The 17,155-nt window shown below is 36.4% G+C and carries 13 protein-coding genes; 7 read left to right on the forward strand and 6 right to left on the reverse strand.

Going from position 1 to position 17,155, the window contains the following annotated elements; genetic code table 11:
• Window positions 1-143: 143 nt before the first annotated feature.
• Complete coding sequence (locus L6469_RS03445) at window positions 144-1,481, reverse strand: OmpP1/FadL family transporter (RefSeq protein WP_039869467.1); 1,338 nt, start codon at window positions 1,479-1,481, stop codon at window positions 144-146.
• A gap of 429 nt (window positions 1,482-1,910) precedes the next feature.
• Here L6469_RS03445 and L6469_RS03450 point away from each other — a divergent pair, with 429 nt between their 5' ends.
• From L6469_RS03450 to L6469_RS03460, 3 genes are all read left to right on the forward strand, one after another.
• Complete coding sequence (locus L6469_RS03450) at window positions 1,911-3,593, forward strand: glycoside hydrolase family 9 protein (RefSeq protein ID WP_006281353.1); 1,683 nt, start codon at window positions 1,911-1,913, stop codon at window positions 3,591-3,593.
• A gap of 198 nt (window positions 3,594-3,791) precedes the next feature.
• Window positions 3,792-6,014 carry a TonB-dependent receptor plug domain-containing protein gene (locus L6469_RS03455; RefSeq protein ID WP_143067154.1) on the forward strand — a complete coding sequence of 741 codons (2,223 nt, stop codon included), beginning with the start codon at window positions 3,792-3,794 and terminating at the stop codon, window positions 6,012-6,014.
• A gap of 40 nt (window positions 6,015-6,054) precedes the next feature.
• A complete protein-coding gene (locus tag L6469_RS03460; RefSeq protein WP_006281351.1) occupies window positions 6,055-7,287 on the forward strand; it encodes a DUF4374 domain-containing protein in 1,233 nt (410 codons plus the stop codon).
• A 90-nt stretch (window positions 7,288-7,377) separates the two neighbouring features.
• Here the strand turns inward: L6469_RS03460 and L6469_RS03465 are convergent, their stop codons facing one another.
• The 4 genes from L6469_RS03465 to L6469_RS03480 all read right to left on the reverse strand — a co-directional run bounded on the left by L6469_RS03465 (window position 7,378) and on the right by L6469_RS03480 (window position 10,983).
• Entirely contained in the window at window positions 7,378-8,337 is a 960-nt protein-coding gene (locus L6469_RS03465; protein WP_039869443.1) for a transporter, read from the reverse strand.
• Between the two features lie 457 nt (window positions 8,338-8,794).
• Window positions 8,795-9,307 (reverse strand): DUF255 domain-containing protein, encoded by a 513-nt coding sequence (locus tag L6469_RS03470; RefSeq protein WP_006281349.1) that lies wholly within the window; start codon window positions 9,305-9,307, stop codon window positions 8,795-8,797.
• Between the two features lie 21 nt (window positions 9,308-9,328).
• Window positions 9,329-10,363: a threonine aldolase family protein gene (locus L6469_RS03475; protein ID WP_006281348.1), complete on the reverse strand. Its 1,035-nt coding sequence runs from the start codon at window positions 10,361-10,363 to the stop codon at window positions 9,329-9,331.
• A 143-nt stretch (window positions 10,364-10,506) separates the two neighbouring features.
• On the reverse strand, window positions 10,507-10,983 hold the full coding sequence (locus tag L6469_RS03480) for an Lrp/AsnC family transcriptional regulator (RefSeq protein WP_027453468.1): 477 nt from the start codon (window positions 10,981-10,983) through the stop codon (window positions 10,507-10,509).
• A gap of 230 nt (window positions 10,984-11,213) precedes the next feature.
• Between L6469_RS03480 and metE the strand changes: the two genes are divergently transcribed.
• Window positions 11,214-13,517: a 5-methyltetrahydropteroyltriglutamate--homocysteine S-methyltransferase gene (gene metE / locus L6469_RS03485; RefSeq protein WP_177181306.1), complete on the forward strand. Its 2,304-nt coding sequence runs from the start codon at window positions 11,214-11,216 to the stop codon at window positions 13,515-13,517.
• A 91-nt stretch (window positions 13,518-13,608) separates the two neighbouring features.
• On the opposite strand, the gene L6469_RS03490 is transcribed toward metE, so the two are convergent.
• Window positions 13,609-14,046, reverse strand: a complete 438-nt coding sequence (locus L6469_RS03490) for an Hsp20/alpha crystallin family protein (RefSeq protein ID WP_006281345.1) — start codon at window positions 14,044-14,046, stop codon at window positions 13,609-13,611.
• A 399-nt stretch (window positions 14,047-14,445) separates the two neighbouring features.
• Between L6469_RS03490 and L6469_RS03495 the strand changes: the two genes are divergently transcribed.
• The 3 genes from L6469_RS03495 (at window position 14,446) to tnpC (ending at window position 17,108) form a co-directional block, all read left to right on the forward strand.
• Complete coding sequence (locus tag L6469_RS03495) at window positions 14,446-14,841, forward strand: hypothetical protein (protein ID WP_006281293.1); 396 nt, start codon at window positions 14,446-14,448, stop codon at window positions 14,839-14,841.
• The gene (gene tnpB, locus L6469_RS03500; RefSeq protein WP_039869440.1) at window positions 14,835-15,170 is read left to right on the forward strand and encodes an IS66 family insertion sequence element accessory protein TnpB; all 336 of its coding nucleotides are present in this window, start codon (window positions 14,835-14,837) and stop codon (window positions 15,168-15,170) included. The genes L6469_RS03495 and tnpB overlap by 7 nt, the downstream gene beginning before the upstream one ends.
• Before the next feature lie 129 nt (window positions 15,171-15,299).
• Entirely contained in the window at window positions 15,300-17,108 is a 1,809-nt protein-coding gene (gene tnpC, locus L6469_RS03505; RefSeq protein WP_006282801.1) for an IS66 family transposase, read from the forward strand.
• Window positions 17,109-17,155: the final 47 nt, after the last annotated feature.

The following is a 17,155-nucleotide window of genomic DNA, read 5'->3' on the forward strand; positions in this document are numbered from 1 at the left end:
TGAGCAGCACTCGCTTCAGAAGGTTCTGTATAAAATGAAGCTGTGTGCTGCTCTTTAGCTTAGAGAGATCTTTTTAAATGCAGTATGGTATGTTTATGTATTGCTAAATATATGTATTTTTTTAAGAGATCTCACTTTAATAATTAAAATTTGTAATCGATACCAAAGCCAATAACCCCATTCGTGCGTTTAAGAGTTTCTGTTCCCGACAATTTAGTATCGTAATAATTATCTACTTGCTTCTCATAATCACTATAGAGAGTTGTAAAATATCCAGCATTGATGCGTACATGTTCATTAACGTTGACCGCTACACCTGCACCAATTGAGTAGCTATCACATGCAAACGATGTATTAGTTTGGTAATCATCAGATAGTCCATAGTCTGTACGTTGTCCGCCAACGCTTACAGTCCATGTTTTATTAATATCATACTCGACACCTGCCAAAAACTCATTTGTTCCTCTCTTTAGCGCCTCTTGGCGATTATTAGACATCTTTGCATGTTTATCGTCAAACCAATGATATTCGAGTGTGGCACGAAGTTTAGGAGTAAACTCATACCCAGCAGCAATGCTTAGTAGTGCAGGTATATCATAACGAATCTTGTTGCCATCTTTAAATGCAGACAGTAAGCCGTCAGGATCACTATTTACGGAAGTACTGTTAGGAATATTCAGTTTGGTACGGAATTCATACTTGGCTGTCAATGTGAGTGGACCATTATGATAATTAGCACCTAATATTGGATTGACTCCCCATCCACTCTGGTCGCAGTCTAGCTGATAGTTAATCAATTCTGCAGTCCTGTTAATTCCCTGAGAAGCAAGTCCTTTAATAATGGCATCTTTAAGTGTAGCTTTGACGTGCCCACGATAGTATCCTTGATAATAGCTGACACGAAAACCTACAGAAGCAGAAAAATAATCGCCTATCTTATGTGCAAAACTTACTTGTGCTCCATATATATACTGTTTACCCTTAACTTGTGCATCGATATCATACATTTCAGGGGTAATAGAGCCTGAAGAATTGGCGTAGATCCCAGCCATAAGAGGAGCTATAAACATCGGCAAGCCCTCATTATAACGTACATAGCCACCACTACCTACGATACCCAACATAGCTGAGATAGCCCAATTATCCTTATGATAAGAAGCAAAAAGACCAGGGACAAAAGGAGCAGAAGCCTTACCATGGAAAGTTTTGGTCTGGTTTTCTTCTGTATAAAGTGGAAATGTTGACTCTATATCACGATTCTGAGTAGGTATCTGCCAATTAAATGAGAGTTGCCATCCTTCGTGCCCCCATACTAAGCCAGCAGGGTTACTATAGGCTGCATCGACTTCAAAAGAAGCACCACGAGCCATCATTCGGTCAAACGCGATATGGTAGTTCGTATTACTCATTAATCCACCAGCCATAGCTTCGCTACAACACGCCATCATAGCGATCATTCCGCACACTTTCAATCTTTTCACTTGTTTTGGTAATGCATTCATTTTTGTTTATTGGTAAATTTATTGCTTATTAAAACGTAGTATTTCTGTATACGATTCAATATTTAAGATAAAAAACGTTTGCAAAAATATAAAAAGACATGGACAAAAAAATGTAATATGAAAGCGTTTTTCTATGGTTTTCCCATATACTAAAACTTTGTGGAAATATAGATAAAAACTCTTGATTATATGGAATAAAAATGAAGTAATAAAAGTTTTATAACGTAGGTTTGCAGAATAAAATAACAGTGATTGATTTGTATAATTAAGTTGGCTTTTACGCTTTTATATCATATATATTTGGAAGTATATGTTTTTTTGTTAACTTTGTAACATGGTTTGGTGATCATTCAGATCATCAGCGCATCATTTATCTTGGAAAGATATAATCTAGCATTAATTGATAACATGAAAAAACTATTTGCAACAATCTTATTTGGAATCGTTTGCTTTTTTGGTTATTCATTGCAAGCTTCATCGCAAACAGCTGTATCTCAACCAACATTCAAGGATATAGCCGAGGCATCCCTTAAGGCCTTTTATCTTATTCGTTCGGGTGTACCCATCGAAACACAGTATGCTGGAGAATACGCCAGACCTCTAAGTCACAAAGATACCCATGTGCTTATTCATCCTTCGGCAGCATCCCTTGATAGACCAGCTGGTACTGTGATATCCTCGCCTTTAGGGTGGTATGATGCAGGTGATTATAATAAGTATGTTGTAAACTGTGCCTATTCCTGTGGATTAATGCTTCTGGCGTATGAGCAAATACCCGATTACTTTAAACAGCATGGATCAAATATTCCAGAAAGTAGTAATAGAACAGCAGATATACTGGATGAAGTTATGTTTAGCCTGAAATGGATGCTTACCATGCAAGATCCAGAAGATGGAGGAGTATATCATAAATTGACTACTCCACATTTTGAAGAGTTTATTATGCCATCTGAATGTAAACAACAGCGCTATGTTGTACAAAAAAGTGTAACTGCAACATATGACTTCGCCGCAATTATGGCGCAAGCAGCCCGTATTTTTAAAGGAAATCTTGATTATCCGGAATTTTCTACCCAGGCTTTAGTTGCTGCTGAAAAAGCATATAAGTGGGCTAAAAAACATCCATATGCCTATTATGACCAAAACAAAATAAATAATACATTTAAGCCTGCTATTACTACAGGTAGTTATGGTGACAATAATGCTAGTGATGAATGCTTTTGGGCATCAATTGAACTTTTTTTAATGACGCATAAGTATACTTATTATTTTGAAGCTATTCGTAATCAACCATTTCAAATGAATGTGCCTTCATGGGCTTCTGTTGCTACTTTAGGTTCGTTGGAGGCTATTGTTCATGGACATGGTATACTACACGATAAAGCTATCATCAGATTACATCATTTTGCCAAACATCTTGCGCGCTTATCAATGAAATCATCGATAGGAGCAAGTTTCGGTACTCGTCCTCAAGATTTCTACTGGGGAAGTCTTGCTAATGCGTGCACACAAGGTTATATTTTATTGATGGCAGATAAGTATCATATTGATAAACGCGAGAGCCGCAAATCGTCACGCCAGGAACATCGATTAGTGGATAAAGTTCAAACAATAGACAAAAGTAAATCTGTAGCAGCTTCATCGTTGCCTCATCGTAGGCATCGTCGTTCAACTCAAAAACAGAGCAAACGTAGTAGGATTAAATCTTTGAAAATACGCCGCAGTAAACAGCGCAAGGAGTCTAATGATTATAAAGCTATCGCTCGCGCAAATATGCAATACATCTTAGGTCATAATCCCACAGGCTATTGCTTTGTAACAGCCATGGGCATCAAACCTGTCATGCATCCTCATCATCGTTTATCGGCAGCAGATGCTATAGCAAAACCATTTCCTGGCCTGTTGGTAGGTGGACCAAATCCAGGGCAACAGGATAAAAAAGATTTGGATAAGATAAACATTCTTTATCCAAGTAAGGAACCTGCATTATCATATCTCGATGTTACAGAGTCTTATGCTTCTAATGAAATCGCAATTAACTGGCAGGCTTCTTTAGTAGCACTTGCTTCATGGCTGGCAAGTTTAGAGTAGACAATTCATTAGTATGCCAACATCACCAACGAATACTTACTTATTATGATGAAATATCTAAAATAACAATATCTTTGTTTAAATTATACTATATTTTACCTATTTCTTAGTATTGTGAATTCTTAAGCATCATGGTATCTTTGCATCGCTTTCGATAAAGAACTGAAAAGTTGAAGTATTGATATAAATAATAGGTATATGGTAAAAAATAATAAGGTATTAACGATTGGATTAATGATGCTGTCATCGCAGATGGTTGCAGCAAAGACAGTATCACCTTCTACTAAACTAAATAGTGAAGATATAACTGCATCGAAAGATAGTAGTAAGGGCTATTTTTCTGAGCAGAATCTTGATAATGTTGTTGTCATAGCTAAGTCAAAAGCTAGGAAATTGCAAGAGCAAGCTTATGCAGTATCTGTAGTAGATCTATCAAAACAATATACTACAATTAAACCTCTTGATAAAGTTCTGAATACAGTAAGTAGTATTCGCGTGCGAGAAGATGGAGGAGTAGGAAGTAACTATACTTTCTCTATGAATGGTTTTAGTGGCAATCAAGTAAAATTTTTCCTTGATGGAATACCTATGGATAACTTCGGTAGCAGTTTTAATCTTGCCAACTTATCTGCGAATATCGCAGAACATATAGAGGTATTCAAAGGAGTATTACCAGTCTATTTAGGAGGTGATGCACTTGGAGGAGCTGTGAATATTGTAACTCGAAAGAATGCAAATTACCTTGATGCAACTTATTCTATAGGTTCATTTGGTACACATAAAGTAAGTTTAAATGGTGCTTATACCAACACAAACACAGGATTTACTATTCGTACGAATGCATTTTATAATTACTCTAAGAATAATTTTAAAGTATATGCTCCTATTGTCGACTTAAATACAGGTGAGCAATTAGGGGATGAATGGGTAAAACGTTTCCATGATCAATATCAGTCTGGTGGTTTAAAAGTAGAGTCGGGTATAATAGGTAAGTCGTGGGCGGATTATTTTCTTGTTGGCGCCATCTTGTCTGCAAATGATAAAAATATTCAGACTGGTGCTACAATGGATGCTGTATATGGTAAACCTACAACCAAGAGTATTTCTTTCATTCCTAGTATCCGCTATCATAAAACTAACCTCTTCATACCAGGTCTCGATCTGTCTCTTTATACAACATACAGTATAGTTAATACTAACAATGTAGATACAGCTGCTGTAACTTATAATTGGCGTGGAGAATCAATTGCTAGCAATAGTCGTGGTGAAGGATATCTAACTAACGCTACAATCCATGAGCGTCAGTGGCAAGTTAATGCTAATCTTAATTATGTGATTGATGATCATCAGAGCATTACTTTTAATCATGTATTCAGTAGTATGCGACATAAGCAAGATGATAAAGAATATCCTGACTATGCAATGAATAATATCTCTCAGTATCTCACAAAGAATATTTCAGGGCTAGGTTATCAACTACGATATGATCGATGGAATGTCAATGTTTTCGGAAAGGCTTATTTCTTACACACATCTACTCATAAACTTATGGATCAGTTCCTCGAAACTGAGCATTATGAACAAGTGAAAAATAACAAAAGTAAGATCGGCTATGGAACTGCTGCTACCTATTTTATATTACCTTCATTGCAGTTGAAAGCTAGCTTCGAGCAAGCTTATCGTATGCCTGAAGCAGTTGAAATATTTGGTGATGGATTTATTCAAAAAGCTAATCCTGATCTTCGTCCGGAGATTTCTAGAAATCTGAACATTGGTTTACGCTTTGATCAGCAGATTGATGAACATCACCTTATGACTGAAGTAAGCTACATCTATCGCAATACAAAAGACTTCATTCTGAAAGGTGTAAGTCTTACTAGTGATCCAACTACTTCTTATGAGAATATAGGTAAAGCTATAACTAATGGTTTAGAAGCAAGTTTACAGTATAGTTGGCGCAATAATTTAAATGTAGGTTTTAATCTTACTTATCAGGATATTAAGGACAGACAGAAGACAGAGACTGTAGACAATTCGTATGTAGATACAGGTGTATCAGAGAATGTAACTTATGGTCAGCGGATGCCTAATATACCATATTTCTTTATGAATGGTGATGCATCATGGAATTTTCACAATATACTAGCTAAAGGTAATACTTTGACATTGGGCTATAATTGTGATTATATCTATAAATATTATCTAAGTTTTCCTGGCTTGGGACGTCCTACAAGTAAGAAATATATTCCTACACAGTTCTCACATAATGCATCGCTTACCTATTTGATGAATGAGGGTAAATATAGTGTATCTCTTGAGTGCACAAATCTTACGGATGAGAAACTCTATGATAACTATCGCCTGCAGAAGCCAGGTCGTGCATTTAATATTAAATTCCGCCTATTCCTCTCTAAGATGTAATTATATAGCCAATTTAACATTTAAAAGAATACAAATAAATATGAATTTTCAGACAATTATCAAAAATAAAATACAATCTATTGTCTTAGTATCTTCACTCTTAGCAAGTTTAACGTTTCTTGCTTCTTGCGATGACGATATGGGCAGCACAGAAGTTGCTAATGAACCTTATGTTATGGCACTTGGTATCACCAATAGTGGCACTACTACATACTATGCAGTAACCACTTCAGATTTGATGAATGGTACTATCGATGCTATCGGGAAAGGTCTCGAGCAGAATGGTTATCGTGATTATCAACAAGCAGAACAAACCATCTTTTCGATTGGTGGTTTAGGTGTAACAGAGGCTGTAGGTATACAACGCGATACAGAAGGATACATTCAGGAAGTAAGTAATTTCCAATTCAATAATACTCCGATTGGATTTTGTCAGGTTGATAATAATACGATGGCAGCACTTGAATTGCCTACATCTGCAGGAAAAAATCAAAATCTAACTTTTTACAGCGTTGATATTAAGTCATTAGCTCTTAAAAATAAAATAACAACAACACCTGTAGCGCCAATGGATGAAGAAGAATGGCCTTCTGTAACGGGCATGGTTTACGCAGGTGGTAATCTGTATGTAAGTTATGTTCCAATGAGTACTACCACCTTTGCAACACCAGCTGTAGATACAGCTTACGTAGCAGTATATAGCTATCCTGATTGTCAGTTTAAGGCTCTTATTAAGGACCCTCGTTTTGGCAATATAGGCTCATGGAATGCTTTCAATGGACTCCAAAAGGATGAAAATGGCGATATTTATGCGATGTCTAATTCGTCACTAGCTAATGGCTTTTCACAGTCTACTAAAAACTCAGGCTTTTTAAAAATTAATTCTGGAGAAACTAAATTTGATCCAAATTATAGTTTTGATTATCAGGCATTAACTGGACAGAAAGTTGCACATTGGCTTTATTTAGGTAACGGTAAGGTTTATGCAGAAGTAACTACACGCCTGGATGCTAGTGCATGGAGTGACGCCGATCTAAAGTGTTGTATAATCGATCTTGTAAACAAGACTTCACAGGATATTGTAGAAATACCTATACACAATGGTAGTGGTGGTCGCCGATTCGTTGCTTTCCAAGAAGGCAATTATGTCTATGCTCCGATAGGTACATCAGAAGGACTCTATGTGTATCGTACGGATATTACAACAGGTCAGGCTGTAAAAGGTGCTAAAATAGCAGCAACATTTGTAGGAGGACTCTTCAAACTTGATTAAATTTATAAAATTGCTTCAAAAGATGCAGCAAACAAAGCCCTCGGTATGTAAAAGACATATCGAGGGCTAAATTTTTATCTTAAAGTGTAATTACCACTTTAAATAACCATATTTCTCTTTGTACCTTATTTGCAAAGCATTAATGATATTTTGCCAAACTAAATAGCCACCTGCGGCTATGGCTGCAAGTGGGTTCAGAAAAGTAATAGTAAGCCATATACCGACTACTGTATTTTTCTGACCTAAAGCTTGACCTGCTGTAATATTATCACCATATGGCTTACCTACTGCCTTTCCTATTGCAAATTGAATTACAGAGATGAATAGTGGCGAAATCAGCAATGCTAACAACGTGAAGCAAGAAACGGTAGAAGCGAGAATATTATGCATCGTTACACCACTGACAATGGTGAGATTGAAGCACCAAAGATAATAGCCTAAATTCTTGGTTTTACGTACCCAAATAGCTAATGGATTTGCAAACTTTCGAGTGAGGAAGGCTAAGGCTAGTGGAGCTATTAATACTATGAATACACGCTTTAGAATCATGCTTGACATAGTAAGAAAAGGAACGTTGGCAGATGGCTCTACTAAAGGAAAGAAGAGTGGAATAATAATACTGGTTACACAGTTGGCTATAATTGTGTAAATGGTAAGAGATGTAATATTTCCACCTAGTTTTTCTGTAATAACAGCGGCAGCTGCTGCTGTCGGACAAATGACACACAAGAAGCATCCTTCCCATATTAATTTCGCTTCTGGATTACTAGTATACATGATAATCAATACCAACAGACCTGAAATTAACGTCCGTAATCCCTGAAGAATAAAATGCCATGTACGAGGCCGCATTTCTTTCACTTCAATTTTACAGAATGTAACATAAAGAATAGTGAAGAGTATCCATGGCATAAGTCCTTGCAATGCTGGGCCACAAATCTCTCCTACGGGGACGAGTATTGGAGTATAGTAGAATAGGCAATATATCGACATACCTACAGCTATTGCGCATAGCAGGGACCACTTTTTGAAAATTTGGATAATATTCATGAATTTACAATCTTTTTGTATGATTGCAAAGTTACTAGTTTTTTAGTAAAAAGTATGGTCTTATTTATGTTTCTTTCATTTTATATAATGAAATTACTCAACATTGCCCATATTTTTTCAAAATCGATATCAGCTACATCAATTACTTATGGCAGAATCAGAACTAACATAGATGAAAATAATTAAAATGCGATAGCCTGATACGTATATAGCTCAGCATCTTTCCAACCATCCCATCCAATCCCCAATTAAGTATCTGTAAAAAAGTGTTTACATCTTGCGAAAGAATAGCATTGGCTGTTCTAACTCTTGGGCATTACTTGTATAAAACTGATTGGCCGCAACTGCGGATCTGATTTGATAATTAGATGTGTGGTGGAATATAGTCATGATGTTTAATGTTGTGTTCTATAATAATGTGTTTTTCTGTGGTTGGTAGGGGGGAAGCGGGAGTTGTTTACTTCCCGCTTTCTACAGCTTGAGGTGTCCAGTTCTTGAAGAATCTGATAACCTTATCTTTGCTATATCCCTGTCCTTCTTCAAGAAAACTTGAATCTTGAATATGAAGTACATCCCCTTTAGAATTTAATACCACAAATACCGGATAACCAAATCTGCTCGGATTACCCAAACGTTTGAGCATAGCCTCTGCTTGTGCATTTTTTTCTGCACCAGCAGACTTTCGAGGATTATAATTGACATGAATATACTCAAAGTTATTGGCAATAAGCTGGGCTATATCTTGGTCTTTTGTGATAAAATCTGCAAAGCGAAGACACCAAGGGCACCAGTTACCACCTACTTGACATATTATATATTTATGTTTGCCCTTTGCTTTAGAAAGAGCCTGATCGATTTGTTCTATTGGATTGATAGTCTCATCATAGACCTTTTTCAGTGGGGTCTGTGCATAAACAAAGGTTCCTAAAAGAACTACTATACTTGTTACGATAATTTTGCGAATAGTCATCTTGTTTTTTTTACTTGTTTTTTATAATTGTGCCAAAGCTTTATCTAGGCCTTCTATATCTTCTTTTGTAGTTGCCCAACTTGTTACAAATCGACACAAAAGATGCTTGTCATCAATCGGTTCCCAAATTTCAAAAGCAATATGCTTCATCAAGTGCTCTTTCTGTGATTTAGTTAATATAACAAATTGCTGGTTGGTAGGGGAGTCTACCCCCATCTTAATGCCATGTCGGGCAAACACTTCCTTTAGTTCCTCGGCACAGTTAATTGCATGTTTTGAAATATTGAAATAAAGATTATTTGTAAACAGTGTATCAAACTGAATACCAAGCATTCTTCCTTTGGCTAATAAAGCACCATGACGTTTAACATGAGTAAAGAAGTAACGTGGTGCACGCATATTAGTAAATACCACAGCTTCACCAAACATTGCACCAACCTTGGTTCCACCAATATAGAATACATCACAGTGAGAAGCTAAATAAGGCAAATCAAAATCGCATTTTTGAGACATAAGTCCATAGCCTAATCGTGCTCCGTCTATATACAAGTAGAGATGATGTTTGCGACACACTTCATATATATCTGCTAACTCCTGTCGAGTATAGATGTCACCTAATTCAGTAGGCATTGTGATATAAACCATTCTAGGCTGTACCATGTGCTCGTAAGTTTCATCTGCTAAGAAGTTCTTCATGTAATGGTCTATTTCTTCTGCCTGAAGTTTACTTCCGTTACTTGGAATGTTAAGCACCTTGTGGCCAGAAGCTTCTACTGCACCTGATTCATGTACACTAATATGAGCAGTTTGAGCTGCAATTACACCCTCATATCCTGCACAAAGTCCGTCTATAACAGTTGCATTAGTCTGTGTTCCACCAATTAGGAAAAAAATCTCAGCTTGTTCTAGTCCACAAGCCTTTTTTATTTTTTCTTTAGCACTCGTGCAAAATGCATCAAATCCATATCCGGATGTTTTTTCACTATTGGTTTCAACAAATCTCTTCAATATTTCTGGCTGCACGCCATTGTCATAATCACTTTCAAACGATATCATTTTTACCTTAGCCTATTTTGTTTGCTTCAAATGTAGTAATTTTTTATGGAAGACTAATTAAAATCGAGCTTAAATTTACATTTAGGCTTAAATTTCGCTGTAAGAAGGCAAAATTAAAAGTATATTATTTCAAAAAAAGCTATTTATTTAGGTATAGTCACACCTCTTGTATTTTTGGTTTCATCGATAACAAAGATACTGTGTAGGCTACCCACACATTCTATAGTTCCCAAAGTGTTAAGCATAAATTGCTGATATGCTTTCATATCGCGTGAATATACTTTTATTAAAAAGTCGTAATCACCACTTGTATTAAAACATTCTGTTATTTCTGGTATAGATTGTACTGCATCCATAAATTCTTGAATAAGTTTCTGAGTGTGTTGTTTAAGCCTGATATTACATAACACAAGTATTCCGTTGCCAACTTTCTGCGGATCTACGACAGCCATATATCGTTGTATATATCCCTCACGCTCCAAACGCTTTTGCCTTTCAAAGGTTGGTGATGGTGAAAGGTGAACCCGAGCTGCCAATTCTTTGACGGTCAAATCAGAATTTTGTTGAAGAATTCTCAATATCTTGATATCAACATCATCTAATGTGTAATTACTTTCCATATAATTTTTCGATTAAATTGATTTAATTGTTTTCTATAAGTTATTCAAATCCTACTTGAATATTCCTATATTGCTCATATACGCAGAATTTTATTCTGCTAAAACATATTATTTGCTACAAAGTTAGTATATTTTTCCGAATATTCAAGAAATTTTGTCTTGCTAATATTTTTTTTCTACTTTTGTCAAAGAAATAAACATAGAACAAAATTATCGTATTAATAAGAAAGATGACAAACAAGAACATTGTAAAGACTAATGTGTTGGGCTATCCACGCATAGGTAAGGATCGCGAACTGAAGCGAGCACTAGAAAGCTATTGGAAAGGAAATTCCACAAAAGAAGAGTTACTCGAAGTTGCAAAAAATCTTCGTGCGGAGAATTGGAAACTAATGCAGCAGGCAGGTATAGATCTAATTCCAAGCAATGACTTTTCTTTGTACGACCAGATGTTGGACATGAGCTTTATGCTTGGGGCTATACCTGAACGTTATGATTCTTTATGTCAGGATAAGCTAAAATTATATTTTGCAATGGCTCGTGGGTATCAAAAAGATGGACAGGATGTTATAGCTATGGAGATGACTAAATGGTTTGATACGAACTATCATTATATAGTGCCAGAATTTACTCACGATATGCTATTCACTTGCTTCGATACAAAAATCGTCGATGAATTTATGGAAGCTAAATCGCTAGGTATATTGACCAAGCCTGTGCTTATTGGCCCCGTTAGCTATCTTCTTTTAGGCAAAGAGAAAGAAGAACATTTTAATAGACTTGATCTCTTACCTAAGTTGCTTCCTGTTTATGCAGAATTGCTAGAACAGTTGAAGATTAGAGGAGCTCAGTGGATTCAAATAGACGAACCATGTCTGGTTACTGATTTAGATGAACGTACTAAGAACGCATATACTGAAGCTTATAACTATTTGAGTGATAAGGTTAAACCAAATATTATTTTAACCTCTTATTTTGGTAGTCTTGGGGATAATGAATCTTTGGCTATTAGTCTTCCTGTTCAAGCAATTCATGTAGATATTGTAAGAGCTCCAGAGCAGTTGAACATAGTTAAGCGTTTACCAAAAGATAAGATACTCTCACTTGGTCTTATAGATGGACGCAATATTTGGAAAAGTAATCTTGAAACTGTCCACGAACAGGCGCATGAGGCAATATGTACTTTAGGACATAATCGTGTTATATTAAGTACAAGTTGTTCGCTACTTCATGTACCATACGATCTTGAAGTTGAACATAATGAGCAAGTCTTACCGAAAAGTATCAAACGATACATGGCTTTTGCACGACAAAAAATAGACGAATTAACATTATTGAAAACACGTACTACAGGTCAAATCGTTGATTCATGTATTAAGGCTTTTGTCGCCAACGAAAATGATATGCGAAGCAAGCGTCAATCTGAAGAAATCCACGATGATGCTGTAAAAAGTCGTATTGCTGCGATACAGTCTTCTGACTTTAATCGAAAAAGTGAATATGCTCAACGAAGTATAGTTCAGCGTAGACATTTACACTTGCCACAATACCCAACAACTACTATAGGATCTTTTCCTCAAACTTCAGAGGTAAGATCTTGGCGTGCAGCTTATCGTAAAGGACATTTAACAAACGAGGAGTATACACGTCTTTTGGAGGAAGAAACACGTAAGTGTGTTAAGTGGCAAGAAGAAATAGGCCTCGATGTGCTTGTTCATGGAGAATTTGAGCGAAATGATATGGTTGAATATTTCGGTGAACAATTAGATGGCTTCACTTTCACACAGAAGGGCTGGGTACAAAGTTATGGAAGCAGATGCGTGAAACCTCCTATAATATATGGTGATGTGAAGAGACCTCATGCTATGACTGTTAAATGGACAAAATATGCACAGAGTATTAGTAATAAACCGATGAAGGGAATGCTGACCGGTCCAGTTACAATACTCGAGTGGAGTTTTGTACGCAATGATCAACCACTCGAGGATACTTGCAAGCAAATTGCATTGGCAATACGTGATGAAGTTCTTGATTTAGAGAAAAATGGTATCAGTGTTATCCAAATAGACGAACCTGCTATACGTGAAGGATTACCGCTTCGCCGCAAAGATTGGGATAATTATTTGAAATGGGCAGTAGACTGCTTCAGATTGTCAGCAGCAGGAGTAAAGGACGAAACTCAAATACATACTCACATGTGCTATTCTGAATTTAATGATATTATTAAACACATAGCACGAATGGATGCAGATGTTATTACTATCGAATGTTCGCGCTCACAGATGGATTTACTCGATGTCTTCCGAGAATTTAAATATCCTAACGAGATAGGACCAGGTGTTTATGATATTCATTCTGCACGTGTTCCTGCAGTCGATGAAATGGTTGTACTGCTTCATAAAGCCTCAAAATTAATACCTGCCGAAAGGTTATGGGTAAATCCAGACTGTGGACTTAAAACACGAGGTTGGAAAGAAACTAAAGCTGCATTATTGAATATGGTACAGGCAGCAAAGGAAGCAAGAGCTATTTAACAAAAAATCCTGAAAGAAGCATATTCTTAAATAATATGCTATCTTTCAGGCATTTTCATTGCTTTAAATCTACAATTTTAGTTATTTACACTTATGCAACTTCTATTTTCTTCGTGCTACGGGGCTCATCTTTAGGATTAAGCTTTGGCAATAGTATTTCAAGAACACCATTTTCTACCTTTGCAGAAATTTTATCTTTATCAACATCTTCTGGTAGGGTATAAGCCTGTTGATAATTTGAATACGAGAATTCACGACGAATATAATGTTCTTTCTTGTTTTCCTGTTTATGTTCCAATTTGTTCTCAATAGCGATATTCAAATTTCCATCGTTATCTAAATCCATGCGAACAAACTCTTTCTTCAAACCAGGAGCAGCGATATCCATAATATAAGATTTTTCATTTTCTCTTACATTAACAGCTGGTGCAGTAGCGTTGATGCGTGGCATTAAGTCGGTATCAAAGAAACTGTCATCAAACCAATTGTTTAACCAATTCTGTTCATTGTTTCTACGAGCTAACAACATAATTAATACCTCCAATTATTTTTTTATCCTTTATTTATCTATTGAAACTATTACTTAATTTCAGGCTCATCTGCCTTAAATCTAGCTTTCGTTTCACTTGATATTATGCAATGAATATGCCACCGAGTAGTATTATGCCGATTTGACATCAAAGTATAATTATTTTAAACTTTTCTGCCAAAATAGCAGTTTTATATGTGTAGATAAATAACTTTATAATGATAGAGGACTTTTGTATATCTATATTTGTTATATAATAACACCTATTTATCATAATGCCGATTATGTTCTAATATAATAGTTAGTCGTGGAGTGCCTTTTTGTGTAAGCGTCCAATTTCGACCCTTGTGGTAAAAAACGACCCTTTTTAACTTTGCATGGTCAATAAATAAAACGATTATGCAAACAGACGAAAGAACAATTTCAGATGCAGAACTGGAACGATTATGGTTTCTGTATCAAATGGAAGGTGCTCCAAATAATATTCCGCTTATAGAGTTCTGTGTTAGTCGCGGAGTGCCTTTTTATCTTTTTGATCGATATGCCAATGAGCATATCAAGAATAAAATTGAGCCAGTAACTATAACAGGCCTTCCTGTGCCTCAAAAGAAACGTGGTCGTCCTCGAAAAATTCAAAATTCAGAAGCATGCGACCAATTGGCTGGAAATTCCCCAAAAATGAAAGCTAAAGTATCAGCTGTTATACAGTTGGAAAATGGTACAGTTGTAAGCATAAAAAGTAATTGTTATTCTGATGTCAAGGATATCATAGATAGATTGGAGGATCCATGTTAGATTTATCTGAGTTTAAACACTTCTATTACGTGCCAGGTTATGTAAATATGAGCTGGGGATTTTACCGATTGTTAGAGTTTGTGACTGACGAATGCCATGTCATTCCTCATGAAGGTGATGTATTCATCTTTATGTCCAGAAATCGTAGACGCGTACGACTTATCTATTATGATAAACAGGCTTATTATATGAACGAGAAAACATTCTATAATAAAGATTACAGGTTTATGAAAGTTGAATTCAAAGATCAGAAAACCGTATACAGTATAGAATGGAAAGATCTCCTGACTTTGCTTGAAAATCCTGTTATTTCGGTACTGAGATTATGATCTGAACTTCAGTAATCAGTGCTTATACATTTGAATTTAATTTATTGAATATCAGTTATTTAAGTGTTATTTTGTTCGTGTTTTTGCGATTTTTTTTGTACCTTTGTAAGTACAAAAGCAAGTAAAAGCATGGAAGAAAAAGAATTCAAAAAAAGAAAATTCTTTATGGAATATATCAATTCACGAGAGGATAATCCTGTCGTAAAATCTGCCCATGCTTCTATGAGTTCAGCTGATAAAGACAAGTATATCAGCATCCTTGAGCGTGATGTTGAGCAGTATCGTCAGATGCTCCAGGAGTCATTGGAGAATCAGAAGAAGATACAGGATAGACTTGATCGTGTTGCTGCTATGCTTGAGAAGAGCGATAAGGAGAAATCAACACTTCACGATACCATCAATCGCCTGATGACTCAACTTGAAGGAAACCAGAAACAGATACAATCCCTTCAGAACCAGATAAAGAATCTGATCAATCAGTCAATGGTTGACAAGGCAAATCTGTATGGAAAGAAAGTCTGGAATAACAGAGGAGGCAATACTACTACTGTCAGTCGTCAGGAAGCAAAGGATGACTTTGATGGAACTGCTGCTTCCCTACCCTCAGCAACTTCCGATGAAGAGCCAAGCAAGGAAGACCAGAAGGAAGTAGACAATCAATGCAAGGTTGGCATGAAATATAATACTATGGGTGCTGACATGGTTATTGATTATAAATGTGATGAAACCAAAATACCTGATGGTGCCAAGATAATCCGTAGGTTTACTCGCAGTATCTATGATCAGGTCAGCTACATTGTTGAACACAAAGTACATTACATAGTCTACAAACTTCCTGGACAAGATCCGATCACAGTTCATTTTACCCTTCCTGGTAATGAGGAAATCGAAGAGGATTACAAGAAACTGAGTGTTGTGCCACACACCCATGTAACAAGCAGGTTCCTTTCTCGTCTGACAATGAACAAATACCAAATGGATACTCCTCTTTACCGAGAGATCATCCGCATGATGGAAGATAAATTCAGCATATGCCGCCAGACACTTACAAATTATATTGGTATAGGCGCAGAATATCTCAAACTGGTTCTTCCATATCTTAAGAATAATCTACTTCAGGATGGAGCCAATATCCATTGTGATGAAACCTGGTGCAGAGTCAGGATCTACAACAAGGTTCTTAAGAAATACATCTGGTGTGTCGTCAATAAGGAAACCAAGGTTGTATACTTCTTCTACGATAATGGAAGTAGAGGCCAGGATGTTATCAAGAACTTCATCGGTTCTTCAAATATCAACTCAATACAGACAGATTCTTATTGTGGTTATAACTTCTTTGATCGGGAGGATAATGATATTACTCATTTGTATTGTATTGCACACGCCAGGTCAAAGTTCTTCTATGCATATGAGCGAGGTAAAGACTATCGAGCAAAGGACTTCCTGGACTGGTTTGGATGGCTTTACGGCAGAGAGGAAACCTATAGAAAACAGAATCTCTCACCTGCGGAAATCAAGAAAAGAAGAAACGATTCTGAAACTACTGAATGCATCGTTAAGATATATTCAAGAATGTGTGAACTTCAGAAGGATGACTCTATCAAGGGCGAATTGATGACGAAAGCACTCAATTACCTGAGTAACGGTTGGAAGAAGTTCTTCACCTTCCGTGAAGATGGTAATTACGAAATCGATAACCTGGAAGCTGAACGCTGCATCAGGCCATTAACTGTGAACAGAAAGAATGCACCGATACTCGGAAGTGAGAGCGGTGTAGAGAATCTGTGTCTCTATATGACCTTAGTCGAAACATGTAAGAAGAACAATATATCACCATTAAGATACTTCGAACGCTTCTTTGATATCATAGCAAAGACAAATGGTGTTGGAATTGAATGGGACCAGATGACACCTTCAAAACTCTGTCAGGAATCATAAAAAAGCAAAAAAAACAAAAAATACTAAATAGGCTGAATCGCTTTAGA

The organism is Segatella baroniae B14 (assembly GCF_022024235.1).
GTDB lineage: Bacteria > Bacteroidota > Bacteroidia > Bacteroidales > Bacteroidaceae > Prevotella > Prevotella bryantii.

Excerpts from the sequence above, each read along its gene's own strand:
- L6469_RS03470 (WP_006281349.1), bottom strand. The coding sequence starts at position 9,307 with ATGACTATTCGCAAAATTATCGTAACAAGTATAGTAGTTCTTTTAGGA.
- L6469_RS03475 (WP_006281348.1), bottom strand. The coding sequence starts at position 10,363 with ATGATATCGTTTGAAAGTGATTATGACAATGGCGTGCAGCCAGAAATA.
- L6469_RS03465 (WP_039869443.1), bottom strand. The coding sequence starts at position 8,337 with ATGAATATTATCCAAATTTTCAAAAAGTGGTCCCTGCTATGCGCAATA.
- L6469_RS03490 (WP_006281345.1), bottom strand. The coding sequence starts at position 14,046 with ATGTTGTTAGCTCGTAGAAACAATGAACAGAATTGGTTAAACAATTGG.
- L6469_RS03450 (WP_006281353.1), top strand. The coding sequence starts at position 1,911 with ATGAAAAAACTATTTGCAACAATCTTATTTGGAATCGTTTGCTTTTTT.
- L6469_RS03460 (WP_006281351.1), top strand. The coding sequence starts at position 6,055 with ATGAATTTTCAGACAATTATCAAAAATAAAATACAATCTATTGTCTTA.
- L6469_RS03495 (WP_006281293.1), top strand. The coding sequence starts at position 14,446 with ATGCAAACAGACGAAAGAACAATTTCAGATGCAGAACTGGAACGATTA.
- L6469_RS03480 (WP_027453468.1), bottom strand. The coding sequence starts at position 10,983 with ATGGAAAGTAATTACACATTAGATGATGTTGATATCAAGATATTGAGA.
- L6469_RS03455 (WP_143067154.1), top strand. The coding sequence starts at position 3,792 with ATGGTAAAAAATAATAAGGTATTAACGATTGGATTAATGATGCTGTCA.
- tnpB (WP_039869440.1), top strand. The coding sequence starts at position 14,835 with ATGTTAGATTTATCTGAGTTTAAACACTTCTATTACGTGCCAGGTTAT.
- tnpC (WP_006282801.1), top strand. The coding sequence starts at position 15,300 with ATGGAAGAAAAAGAATTCAAAAAAAGAAAATTCTTTATGGAATATATC.
- metE (WP_177181306.1), top strand. The coding sequence starts at position 11,214 with ATGACAAACAAGAACATTGTAAAGACTAATGTGTTGGGCTATCCACGC.